This window comes from Flavobacterium piscis, from assembly GCF_001686925.1.
Lineage (GTDB): Bacteria > Bacteroidota > Bacteroidia > Flavobacteriales > Flavobacteriaceae > Flavobacterium > Flavobacterium piscis.
Genome location: NZ_LVEN01000002.1, coordinates 135429 through 147728, shown reverse-complemented (window position 1 = coordinate 147728; position 12300 = coordinate 135429). Strand labels below are relative to the sequence as shown.

General features: G+C 32.2%; 10 protein-coding genes. 3 read left to right on the top strand and 7 right to left on the bottom strand.

What is annotated here, in order from left to right:
* Window positions 1-142: 142 nt before the first annotated feature.
* The 5 genes from FLP_RS01890 to FLP_RS01870 all read right to left on the bottom strand — a co-directional run bounded on the left by FLP_RS01890 (window position 143) and on the right by FLP_RS01870 (window position 7620).
* On the bottom strand, window positions 143-1795 hold the full coding sequence (locus tag FLP_RS01890; RefSeq protein WP_065447816.1) for a mechanosensitive ion channel family protein: 1653 nt from the start codon (window positions 1793-1795) through the stop codon (window positions 143-145).
* A gap of 95 nt (window positions 1796-1890) precedes the next feature.
* Window positions 1891-3360 (bottom strand): lipopolysaccharide biosynthesis protein, encoded by a 1470-nt coding sequence (locus tag FLP_RS01885; protein WP_065447815.1) that lies wholly within the window; start codon window positions 3358-3360, stop codon window positions 1891-1893.
* A gap of 82 nt (window positions 3361-3442) precedes the next feature.
* Window positions 3443-4726: a glycosyltransferase family 4 protein gene (locus FLP_RS01880; protein WP_065447814.1), complete on the bottom strand. Its 1284-nt coding sequence runs from the start codon at window positions 4724-4726 to the stop codon at window positions 3443-3445.
* 62 nt (window positions 4727-4788) lie between these two features.
* Window positions 4789-7248 carry a YfhO family protein gene (locus FLP_RS01875; protein ID WP_065447813.1) on the bottom strand — a complete coding sequence of 820 codons (2460 nt, stop codon included), beginning with the start codon at window positions 7246-7248 and terminating at the stop codon, window positions 4789-4791.
* A 51-nt stretch (window positions 7249-7299) separates the two neighbouring features.
* On the bottom strand, window positions 7300-7620 hold the full coding sequence (locus FLP_RS01870; RefSeq protein WP_078008193.1) for a DUF4834 family protein: 321 nt from the start codon (window positions 7618-7620) through the stop codon (window positions 7300-7302).
* 89 nt (window positions 7621-7709) lie between these two features.
* Between FLP_RS01870 and FLP_RS01865 the strand changes: the two genes are divergently transcribed.
* Genes FLP_RS01865 through FLP_RS01855 form a run of 3 tightly spaced genes read left to right on the top strand, consistent with a single transcriptional unit; the run spans window position 7710 to window position 10096 of the window.
* The gene (locus FLP_RS01865) at window positions 7710-8687 is read left to right on the top strand and encodes a transporter (protein WP_065447812.1); all 978 of its coding nucleotides are present in this window, start codon (window positions 7710-7712) and stop codon (window positions 8685-8687) included.
* 52 nt (window positions 8688-8739) lie between these two features.
* Window positions 8740-9858 (top strand): GTP cyclohydrolase, encoded by a 1119-nt coding sequence (locus FLP_RS01860; RefSeq protein ID WP_065447811.1) that lies wholly within the window; start codon window positions 8740-8742, stop codon window positions 9856-9858.
* Window positions 9859-9916: 58 nt separating this feature from the next.
* Complete coding sequence (locus FLP_RS01855; RefSeq protein ID WP_165606638.1) at window positions 9917-10096, top strand: hypothetical protein; 180 nt, start codon at window positions 9917-9919, stop codon at window positions 10094-10096.
* A gap of 82 nt (window positions 10097-10178) precedes the next feature.
* Here the strand turns inward: FLP_RS01855 and FLP_RS01850 are convergent, their stop codons facing one another.
* Both FLP_RS01850 and capB read right to left on the bottom strand, forming a co-directional pair.
* Window positions 10179-10658 carry a hypothetical protein gene (locus FLP_RS01850; RefSeq protein ID WP_065447809.1) on the bottom strand — a complete coding sequence of 160 codons (480 nt, stop codon included), beginning with the start codon at window positions 10656-10658 and terminating at the stop codon, window positions 10179-10181.
* Between the two features lie 114 nt (window positions 10659-10772).
* Window positions 10773-12035 carry a cysteate-C-fatty acyltransferase gene (capB, locus tag FLP_RS01845; RefSeq protein WP_065447968.1) on the bottom strand — a complete coding sequence of 421 codons (1263 nt, stop codon included), beginning with the start codon at window positions 12033-12035 and terminating at the stop codon, window positions 10773-10775.
* Window positions 12036-12300: the final 265 nt, after the last annotated feature.

Genomic DNA, 12300 nt, shown 5'->3' with positions numbered 1-12300 from the left:
ACTTTTATTGTCTTAAATGAGATCTTTTTTACCCTATTAAGGAAAGTGTTGCTAAATTCTTAGCTAAAGTTAATTTTTATAAAATTAACTTCAAAATAAATTAGTGTTAAAATTTTAAGATTAGTAGCACATTATCAATTTGTTAGCTTTTATTCTTAATACTAAAAGAAGGTGCTTCATAATCATTTTTTAAGTAACTTTCAGGAATAGTAGTATTATTTCCGTCGCGTACAGCATTATAATGAGGTGACATAATTTCGATTCCGGCAGCATTAAATGAATCCTGAATATTTTGATGCAATGAGGAATAGATCATCGGTTGCTTTGTAGGGTGTTTCGTATATATATTAATTTGATAGGAAACATAAAAGTCATCCAGGCTGGTTTGCAACACAAAAGGCGATGGAGTCTGCTCGATCATCTCTGTTTTTAATGCAGCTTCAATCAAAGCTTTATGAATGTCTTTCCAGGGCACATCATAACCAATTGAAACAACAGTATGAATTAACAAACCGTTGTTAACCTGTTTTGTATTAGAGGAATAATTGGTAGAGGTACTCGATAACACAGTGGCATTTGGTATCGTAATATCTTCAAATTTTGGTGTTCTTATTCGGGTAACTAATGCCGTTTTCTCTATTACTTCTCCGCTTACATCTCCTATTTTTATAAAATCACCTATTTTAAACGGGCGCATATAGGTAATAACCAATCCAGCTACCATATTGGCAATAGCATTTGACGAACCTAATGAAAATAAAATTCCAACAAAAACAGAAACACCTTTGAAAATTGGAGAGTCTGATCCCGGCAAATACGGGAATATAATAACAACCATGAACGCCAGCAATAGAAACCTGATGATATTAAATGTAGGCATTGCCCAATCACTATAAAAGCCATCAATTTTTATATTCTCTTTTTTTATCTCATCAAAAAAGAAACGGATCACTTTTATGGTATATTTAAAAATGAAAACAATTACTACGATTGTAACAAAGCTTGGTAAAAAATCAATAAATCCCATGACAGCCAATTTTGCAGGCGTAAGAATCCATCGTAATAATGTTGTTGTATATGCTTCTGTAGCCGGAAAAATACTAAACAGTAATGGCAGTGAAAAATAAACAATCAAAACCAATGTAAAACCTTTTACAATGCTATACAATCGCATCAATAATGACTGTTGCTTTTGTGGCGAAAGAATACTGATATTGTTATAAGTAAAACCTTTAAAATATTTATCACTGTTTTTAAGAATATGTAAGCGTATCCTATTAAATATTTTACCCACAAAATATAAAATTACTCCAATAATAAGAATGAGTAAGGCAGTGTATCCAAGTCTTTTAGGCAGCATCGAATAATTCTCGTTTTGATAAAGAACTGCTTTTTTTATTGCGTTTAAATTTCGTTTGGCAATAAATTCGGTGCTTTGATTTTCTGCTTTTGCATCAATATCCAAAATTGACATAATGATGAAGTCATTTTTATATACGATGTCTTTTGAAATATCAGAGGGAACAATGACAATAGAATCTTCTTCAAAAAAAGAATCTTCATATAGTTTTCTGATTTTTTCGGTAATGGAATTTGCCCTATTTTCGGCAGAAAAAGAACCAACTTTATTATAAACATAAAAAAGTGTGTCCTTAAATGGATTTACAGGATATCCTTCTTGTTTTAATTCAGTTGCAACTTTTTTTGAAGTTTGTAAACTGTCTTTTTGAGCAAAAACCAATGAAGAAAACAAAACAATAAAAAACACTAAAAAACAAAGTAATTTCTTTTTCATATCTTGTTAGAAATAAATGGGTTATCCTTCTAACAAATATAAAAACAAAATAGATTTAAATTTAAATTACTTTTTATTTTCTCAATAAAATCGTACTAAATTTTAATTCCAATTTTTCGTAAAAGCATATCGATCACTTTATTAATATCGGGAGAAATATTAAACCTGTAATTTAAGTAAACATATAAAATAGTTACCAAAATAGATTTTAAAGCAATACTAATTAATTGATAAAAAGGAAATTCCCAGAAATAAAACAGTAAAAACAAAGCCAATGTAAGCAACATCGAATATACCGTTTGTTTGGTAAACGGATATAGATGAAGTTTTTTTACCACAAAAAGAAGCTTTGCCAAACTATATAAAGTAATAGACAATAAAGTCGCAAAAGCAGAACCAAAGATTCCGAAAATCGGGATAAAGATCATGTTTAATACAATGGTCAAAAACACCAATAACAGTCCTAAATACAGCACCATTCGGTAATATTTAGTATTAAAAATAATGGCATTATTGTTTCCTAAAATTAAATCAAAATACTTCGATAATCCAATCATAAATACAACGGCGATTCCGCCACTATATTCTTTAGGAACCAATTCGTATAACTGGCTGATATTTACAAAAATGCACAACATGACAAAACCACCTACCATTTGTAGATTTATTGAGGTCTTTTTGTAAAGCTGATTTAACTCATCGTGTTTGTTTTCATGCATCAATTTAGCCGTAATTGGATATACAATTTGATGCATCGCACGGCTTGGAACAGAAATTACCAAAGCAATATAAGTAGCAACTGAGTAATAAGCAATATTCTCAATCTTCATATATTGGTTCAGCATCAGTTTATCTCCATCTAAAAGTAAATTGGCAACACTTCCCGACAAAATAATGAAGAAAGTATATTCCATTACATCTTTTACGTTCTGAGGAATATTGATTTGAAACTTAGGTCTCTTAATGTAAAAAGCATAAAACATAGTAACTATAAAGGCTACAAAATAAATTCCTGCTGTTACATATACAAACTGAATAAGCGAGATCCAGTTAAGGTACAAACCTACCAAAGCAAAAGTCGAAAATAATCTTAACCCGACTTCTTTAATAAAATTTCCAAAAACAGAATGCATATGCACTCTCGCCCAAGCATAGAAAATTTCAAAATACGCCATACAAATCCCAATAAAAGGAATCAGAAGCATAAACTCCTTTACAACAGGATTTTTCTTAGTTACAAATGCTGTAATATCATCAAAGAAAAAAACACCAATAATTCCCAGCGGAATACACATTAGTATTGGAAACAAGGCTGTAAACGATAAAAACTCTTCCCTTTCTTCTTCGGTTTTATACTGCGAATAAAATTTAACCAGGGTGTTTTGCATGCCAATCGCAAATAATGGCATAATAACATTTGCTGCTGATAAAATGTAATTTGTTAATGCGTAATAAGTTGCACCTAAATAAACCGGGTATAAATAAAGTGTGTTGATGGCTCCAATAGCGAAACCTATATAAGTAATAATTGTATTTTTGAAAGACTGATTTAAAACAATACCCATGTTCAGATTGCAGAGTTTAGATTGTAGAGTTTAGATTTTTGATTTTCTGCTCTCTTTTTATTTTTGAAATTATGAATGTTTTTTATTTGATCAATTGTGCCAATTGCTTTGTAAGGCTTTTTCTCGAATATTGTTGTAAACCAACACCATGAGATTGTAATTTCCCTTCCAAAAATTGATTGTAAAAGTCCAAAATTACACTTTTTAACTTCGCTTTTTCAGAATAATCAAAAAATACTCCTGTATTGGTCTCTTTAATGATATCGGCAAAATCTGATCCGTTTGGACCAATAGCAATTATTGGTCGGTTAGAGACCATATATTCAAACAATTTACCAGGAATAATACTTTTAGTATCTTCAGAATTAATCTCTATTAAAAGTAAAACCTGCGATTTTTTTTGATGTGCAATGGCTTCGTGATGTGAAACATATCCCAAAAGGTTCAAATAATCATTCAGATTAAATTCCTTAATACTATCTAAAACTTCCTGACTTACAGCACCGATTAATTTAATTTCTAAATGCGATTTAAAATCAGGTATTTCATGAAGCAATTCTACCAAACATTCCCATAAAAATTTTGGGTTTCTGTCAGATAAAAACGAACCAATATGTGCCAAAGTAAATTTGGTATCTAAAGTCTGTTTTTCTACATTTTCGATATCGTAACCATTGGTAATTACCGAAATTGGTTTATTGGTAATAGACTGAAATTCGGTTTTGGTAGTTTTACTCGTTACAATAATAGTATCTGCAGTATTAAGCACTTTATATTCTAAGCTTTTATGTTTTTTAGCAGCATAAGTAGATAAACGCAAAGCTTTATGATAGCCAATTGTTGTCCACGGATCGCGAAAGTCAGCAAACCATTTTACATTTAGTTTTTCTTTTAATTCTAAACCTATCAAATGCAAACTGTGTGGTGGTCCCGAAGTTACAATGGTATCAATATTATTTTCCTTGATATATTTCTCCAGATAAGCCACTGAAGGTTTTACCCAAAAAACACGTGCATCGGGAATAAAAAGATTTCCCCGAATCCAAAGAAATGTTTTATCCAGGAAAGTTTGTTTTTTCTTATGAGGAAAAATTCCGGAGCTGATTTTTTTGGTTTTATTCTTCGAAAAAATGGATGCCAATTGGTAAGGCTCCCATATTTTATTTTTAAGAACAATCGCTTTATCAGAGATTTGGCTTACCAAACCTTCATCAATTATTGGATATGTCGGATTTTCAGGAATGTAAACAATGGGCTGAATATCAAATTCAGGTAAATATTTTACAAATTTTAACCAACGCTGTACTCCCGGACCTCCGGCAGGCGGAAAATAATAAGTAATGATTAAGAGTTTTTTTTGTTCCATTCGATCATTTAGTTTCACAGAGATTCACAAAGCGTTCGCCATGTTTCACAAAGCTTTTAAGATTATTTTTGAGTATCTCCGTGAATTTTTTGTGAATCTTTGCGGTAGAATTTTTCGAAATAAACTCCGCCAATCAGCAACAATAACATTCCAATTGAACTGGCTAAAGTTATGATACTTCCTGTTTTTACAACCTGAGGTTCAAATTTAAACTCAATAGTATGTTGTCCGCCAGGAACTTCCATTGCTCGTAAAACGTAATCAACCGGAAAATGTGTTGTTAACTCACCATCAATATACGCATTCCATCCATTTTTATAATATATTTCAGAGAATACCGCTAAACCATCTTTCTTATTATCAGACTTGTATTTGATATAATTTGGTTTGTACTCTACTACTTTAATAGTTCCTGTTGTATCCCAAGGTTTCTTTAAACGGGCGCTTCTAAATTTACCTTCGTGTTCACGAACATTAAAAACGGCTACTTTTTTAGTATCGATATGATCCAAAGCCTTCATCACATCATCGGGCTTATTTACTAATTTTACAGTACTGACGAACCAGGCATTTCCGTTTGTATTTGGGTTTATCGTTGGAAATTCTTTTCCTTCTTTATCGGTTTGAATGATATACTTTACATTCAACATATCCAAAACTTCCATATTGTTTTTTGCAATCTGATAGTCGAATAACTGCTGCATTCTTCTAGGTTTTGCTGCATGATATCCTCCTAAAGAATGGTGGAAATAAGAAGCACGAGCGCTGGACATATTACCATTTACTTCAAAAACCCTGTAATGTGTTGTATCTTTTAAAATCTGAGCATCAGATGGAGTTTCCTGAAACGGAGCCGCAATTTGAGCAGGACTCACAAAATCTTTAGCCGAAACATACTTTTTATCGACAAAAAACAAATCGAAAATCATTAAAAGACCAACAATAATCAAAGTTGTATTTTGAGCCAATTTATTTTTAATGAATAACCATAAAATTCCAAAAGTCAATACTATAAAAAAGCCTGAACGTAATAAATCTGCAGAATACAGCGTCATTCTATCCTCTTTTAAGGCATCAACAAAAGCTGGTCCGTAGCTTTCTAAGAAATAATTATCGCTGCTTCCTGTAAAGTGAAACATGCTTTTAGTAAATACTAAAATTATAACTATCCCAATACCAAAAACACCTGTTTGCACAAGAGCTTTCTGTTGTAATTTAGGCTCATCTTTGGCTTTAAAGAAAGATTGTAATCCCATAATAGCCAAAACAGGAAAACACAATTCAAGAATAACCTGAATTGATGAAACCGCTCTAAACTTATCATACATAGGCACGTAATCGATAAAAAAGTCTGTCAATAAAGAGAAGTTTTTACCCCATGAAAGTACCAATGCTACTAATGCACCTGAAAGGAATACGTATTTTATTTTTCTATCATCAATAAATAATGCCAAAACTCCTAAAAAGAAAACCACAACCCCAATATAAGCCGGAGCTGCAACAATAGGCTGGTCTCCCCAATACGTTGGCATTCCGGACACAAAGTCCTGAGCTTGCTCCGATGGAACTCCTTGTTCGATCATAAACGAATACATACGGCTATCTGTTCCTACATTTTCATGATTAGAACCTCCAAAAAGTCTAGGTGCAATTAGATTAAAACTTTCAGGAATTCCGTAACTGTATTCTGTAATATATTCGCGGCTTAAAGCATTTTCGTTTGTTTTTTTAGATCCATCCGGATTAAAAGTCAATTCGCTGTTACTACGAGTACTAAACTTAGCATACTCGCTAGTTGCCATTAAATTGGTAGAATTGGCACCAATGGCAAAAATTCCTGCTACAGCCAAAACTCCAATCGCTGTTAAAAGAGGCTTGTATTCTTTTTCTTTGATAAAATTAAAAGCAAAATAACCCGACAATATCAATAAGAAAATCAATAAATAATAAGTCATTTGAAAGTGGTTGGCATTAATTTCTAATGCAACCGCAAACATGGTGAGCAAACCTCCCCAAATATATTTTTTCTGAAAAACCAGTATAAATCCGGCAATAACAAGCGGCATATAAGCAATCGCGTGCGCTTTTGCATTATGACCAACTCCCAGAATAATAATTAAATACGTCGAAAAACCGAACGCAATTGCCCCAATAAATGCTTTTAAGGGATCAGTTTTTAACACCAATAACAAGCCATAGAAACCTAAGAAATATAAAAACAGATAATCTGCAGGACGGGGTAAAAAACGTAAAATATCGTCTAAATGTCCTATAAAATCGTTAGGATAATTTGCTCCCAACTGATAGGTTGGCATACCACCAAATGCTGAATTGGTCCAATAAGGCTCAGAATGCTCTGTCGCTCTAAAATCATTTTGCTCTTTAGCCATTCCGGTATATTGAGCAATATCCGATTGGAAGATTTGTTTTCCCTGTAAAACCGGGTAAAAATAAATTAAAGAAACGATAATAAAGCCCAATATAACAAGGGCATGCGGATAGAACTTATTTACTATTTTCAATTTAGACTGGTTTGGGTTAAATGATGCATCCTACAACTCTAGGACGCAAACTTAATCTATTTCTTCGTAATCAACATAATCGCCCACCTTTTTGGTTTCGCGCGGTTTTTTTGCATTGGCCGTATCGATAATGATTTCATCATTATTAATAGGTGTTTTTTGCCATGTAGTTCCCTGACTATATTGTTGTTGTCTCTGAAAATTCTCCCCTGCTTTTTCAACCGCTTTTTTCACCAAAACAGGTAAAAAGATTTTGGCTAAAAATTTAAAAATATAATAAAACGCAATAATCCACATTATCGTTTTAAACAAATTTGTAAAAGATGCTTCTTGCATGATCATATAATTTTTTTCCAAAATTAATAAATCCATTGTTTAAAATTAAAATATCAATCTTAAATAAATAATAAAATATAGTACATTTGAAATGCGTTATTACTTTTTAATCCAAAAACACATTTATGTTAAAAAATAAAAACTTATTTATTGCAGCTCTTTGTTTTGTTCCTCAATTATTTTTTGCGCAATATACTGATGTTATTAACTCTAATCGCCCTGGCGAAACGATGTCTGCATATGCAGTAGGGAAATCTGTAATTCAGGCAGAATTGGGTGTTTACGGCATCAAAGAAAAACATGATTTATTAGATTATGATGCAAGCGGTTTTGGTACAGATTTAACTTTGCGCTATGGTGCGTTTTTAGAAAAATTAGAGCTTATTCTGGACATACAATACCAAATGGAAAATTTTGATACTCCATACACCAGTTACAAAAAGAATAATTTCAGGCAAACCGTTTTAGGAGCAAAATATTTAATTTACGATCCTTATCAAAACTACAAAAAAGAGGCTAATATTTATAGCTACAAAGCCAATCATAGTTTTAACTGGCGCGAATTAATTCCAGCAGTTTCTATTTTTGCAGGAGCCAATTTTACGGGTGCTGATAATCCATATTACTTTTCGCCGCAATCTGCTATATCCCCTAAAGTGGCTTTGATTACGCAAAATTTATTTGGAGGAGGAAAATGGGTTTTTGTAACCAATATTATTGCCGATTACATTACAACAGACTACCCTAGTTATGGTTATGTGTTAACATTAACCCACGGATTTAATGACAAATGGTCGGGTTTTGTTGAAAACCAAGGCTATAAAAGCGATTTCTATAGCGATGCAATTGTTCGTGGCGGAGCTGCCTACTTAATCAATTCTAATCTTCAGGTTGATGCTTCTGTTAGTACCAATTTCAAAAACACACCTTCGGTATTATACGGAGGAGTTGGTGTTTCATGGCGTTATGACGGAAGTTATAAAGAAAAGCAAATGGAGTTTAAAGGCAGAGAAAAAGCAAAAAAGAACAAGGATAACCAGATGGAACAAAGAGAAATCGATTATCAGGCAAAAGAAAGAAAGCGTAAATCGAAATACGAATAAATTTTAATAACAACTTCTCTCTACAAAGAGACAATTTACATACTCAATCTTGATGATTACAATTAAAGAAGCCAAAACAAAAAAGGAACTAACTGATTATGTCAAATTTCCGTTTTCTCTCTATAAAGACAATCCGTATTGGGTTCCACCTATTATTGCAGACGAATTAGAATCTTTTGATAAAACAAAAAATCCTGCTTTTGAAAACGCCGAAGCCTATTTTTATCTGGCATACAAAGACAATCAAATTGTTGGAAGAATTACAGCAATCATCAACTGGTCTGAGGTAAATAATCAGCACAAAAGAAAAGTACGTTTTGGATGGTTTGATGTTATCGATGATATCGAAGTAACAAAGGCCTTATTAGAAAAAGTATACGAGTTAGGAAGACAACATCAGCTGGAACATGCCGAAGGACCAATGGGTTTTTCTAACCTGGACAAAGTTGGTGTTCTTACAGAAGGTTACGACCAAATGGGAACCATGATCACCTGGTACAATAATCCTTATTATGTCACTCATTTTGAACAATTGGGTTTTCAGGTAGAAAAGGAATATATTGAAAGTATTTTTCCTTTTTCGAATGTTAAACCTGAATTTTTTCTCAAAGCACAGGAATTAATCAAAAAAAGATACGGTCTAAGATCATTAACATTTACCAAGACAAAAGACATTATGCCACATGTGGATAAAATGTTTGATTTGTTTAATGAATCGTATGCTAAACTGGCTTCTTTCGTAGCGATATCAGATGTTCAGAAAGAATATTTTAAGAAGAAATACATCAGCTTTATCAATCCCGAGTATATTAAATTTGTGGTAGATAAAGACGATAAACTTGTTGCCTTTAGCATTGTAATGCCTAGTTTTTCTGAGGCTTTGCAAAAAGCAAAAGGAAAACTATTTCCGTTTGGATTTATTCACTTACTAAAAGCAAGAAAACAAAGTAAAGACGTTGTTTTTTACCTTATTGGAGTTCATCCTGATTACCAAAACAAGGGAGTTACAGCCATTATTTTTGATGAATATTATAGAACATTCTCAGAAAAAGGAATTCAAAATTGCATCAGAACTCCTGAATTAGCCGAAAACACAGCCATACATTTGTTATGGAAGAATTTTGATCCAAAAATTCATTGTCAGAGAAAAACATACCTGAAATATCTTTAGTATTCAATTTTCATTAGCCATTTTCAGTTTAAACATTAAAAATAGTAAATGTTAACCATTGGAATTTGTAGTGAATGCAAAAGTGAGTTTTATAAACAATCTTCTGCCATGGAATATTTATGTCCTGAATGCGCAAGTGCATTGTACGGATATACAAATTGCCAGCATGAGTTTGCAAATGTCCGATGCAAAAAATGTTATTGGAACGGCAATTCAAGTGATTATATCGATCAATTAAAATCACAGCAATAGTATAAAAATTAAAAAATCCATTCTCCCCAAAGAATGGATTTTTTTTTAAATAATAGCAGAATAAAAGCTTATTCTGCTTTACAATCAACTTTTGTTAATGTATTTTTTTGATCAAATTTTAGTAGTTTTTTATCTTTAAACGAAACTTTACCATTTGCTTCTACAACATCACCATATCCTTCGTAAAGAATTCCTTCTCTTTCAATAAAAGCAACTTCTCTGATAGATGAAACACCTTCTGACATAAAAGTATAATCCGCAATTAACGTATCACCTTTCATATTCCCTATCAAAGTTCCTTCATTTTTATCCTTCCCAGCTATATTATAGCTTAATTTTCCATTTACTTCCTGATGTGAGTTCACATTATAACTCAGTTCAATTTTACTAGCACCTGTCGACGCATAACATTGATCTCCTGATGACTCAACAATTTGGGCTTCTTTTGGTGCTTTTGGTGTAATTTCTACCGGTTCTGCAACTTGATCTTTTTTACAAGAAGCAAAAACACTTAAAGTAATAATGGTAAAGGCTAGTATTTTCTTCATGTTTTTTGTTTTAATAATTAGTTGATATAAAATTACTGTAAATAAAAAAAATCCATTCGCATAACGAATGGATTTTTTTACATAATTCCCATATTAGGAATCTATTTTTAGAAATTAAGCGTCTAAATCTACTGTAGTTCTGCTTGCAATTTCTTTGTAAGTACCGTTTTCCAATTTTTCACGAATTGCTTCAAATGCTGTTAACGTTTCATCGATATCAGCTAGAGTATGTGAAGTTGTTGGAATCATTCTCAACAAAATAATTCCTTTCGGGATTACCGGATAAATTACAATCGATAAGAAAATACCGTAGTTTTCTCTTAAATCATTTACCATCACCATTGCTTCCGGAACACTTCCTTGTAAATAAACAGGTGTTACGCAAGTGTTTGTATCTCCAATATTAAAGTTTCTTGAACGCAAACCGTTTTGTAATGCATTTACATTTTCCCAAAGTTTATCTTTCAATTCAGGATGATTACGCAATAATTCTAAACGTTTCAAAGAACCAATTGTTTGAATCATTGGTAATGCTTTTGCAAACATCTGAGAACGTAAATTATATTTTAAATAATCAATAATATCCTGATCAGCAGCTACAAAAGCACCAATATTTGCCATTGATTTTGCAAAAGTCGAGAAGTAAACATCAATACCATCCTGAACTCCCTGCTCTTCACCTGCTCCGGCTCCTGTTTTACCAAGAGTTCCAAAACCGTGTGCATCATCTACTAATAAACGGAAATTATATTTTTCTTTTAAAGCAACAATTTCTTTTAATTTACCTTGTTGCCCTCTCATTCCAAAAACACCTTCGGTAATAAATAAAATACCTCCGCCTGTTTCTGTTGCCATTTTGGTAGCACGCTGCAGGTTTTTCTCCATACTTTCAAGATCATTGTGCTTGTAAGTAAAACGTTTACCCATATGCAAACGAACACCATCAATGATACAAGCGTGAGAATCTACATCGTAAACTATAATGTCATTTTTAGTCACCAAAGCATCAATAATAGACACCATTCCCTGATAACCAAAATTCAATAAATATGCAGCCGGTTTCATTACAAACTCAGCTAATTCGTTTTCTAATTGCTCATGATATTTAGTATGTCCTGACATCATACGGGCGCCCATCGGGTAAGCTGCACCAAACTGAGTTGCAGCATCAATATCTGCCTGACGAACCTCTGGATGATTCGCAAGACCTAAATAGTCATTCAAACTCCAATTTAAAATATCTTTTCCGCCAAATTTCATTCTTGGACCAAGTTCCCCTTCTAATTTAGGGAATACAAAATACCCCTCAGCTTGTGAAGCCCATTTTCCTAGTGGTCCTTTATTGTTCTGAATTCTTTCGAATAAATCTTTTACCATAAATATATTTTGAAGTAATAATTTTCTTTTAACAGGGTGCAAAAATAATGATTATTATTCTAAAATCGAGTTTGCCTCTTATTTTTATTAAAAATAATCAGATTGCAACTATCAAGCCCTATTTATTTATAACACTTCCTGAGTATATGCTGATTTAGAATTAAGCTTAATTTAAATTTAATGGAATATTTTATGTAACATGATTTTTATCATTATAAAAGACCAATTCACCCCTTACTTTTACTGTGTATTAAAAACAAATCAA

Bases quoted from the DNA above. Each gene is read 5' to 3' on its own strand.
- FLP_RS01880 (WP_065447814.1), bottom strand. From the start codon at position 4,726: ATGGAACAAAAAAAACTCTTAATCATTACTTATTATTTTCCGCCTGCC.
- capB (WP_065447968.1), bottom strand. From the start codon at position 12,035: ATGGTAAAAGATTTATTCGAAAGAATTCAGAACAATAAAGGACCACTA.
- FLP_RS01870 (WP_078008193.1), bottom strand. From the start codon at position 7,620: ATGGATTTATTAATTTTGGAAAAAAATTATATGATCATGCAAGAAGCA.
- FLP_RS01885 (WP_065447815.1), bottom strand. From the start codon at position 3,360: ATGGGTATTGTTTTAAATCAGTCTTTCAAAAATACAATTATTACTTAT.
- FLP_RS01850 (WP_065447809.1), bottom strand. From the start codon at position 10,658: ATGAAGAAAATACTAGCCTTTACCATTATTACTTTAAGTGTTTTTGCT.
- FLP_RS01860 (WP_065447811.1), top strand. From the start codon at position 8,740: ATGATTACAATTAAAGAAGCCAAAACAAAAAAGGAACTAACTGATTAT.
- FLP_RS01865 (WP_065447812.1), top strand. From the start codon at position 7,710: ATGTTAAAAAATAAAAACTTATTTATTGCAGCTCTTTGTTTTGTTCCT.
- FLP_RS01890 (WP_065447816.1), bottom strand. From the start codon at position 1,795: ATGAAAAAGAAATTACTTTGTTTTTTAGTGTTTTTTATTGTTTTGTTT.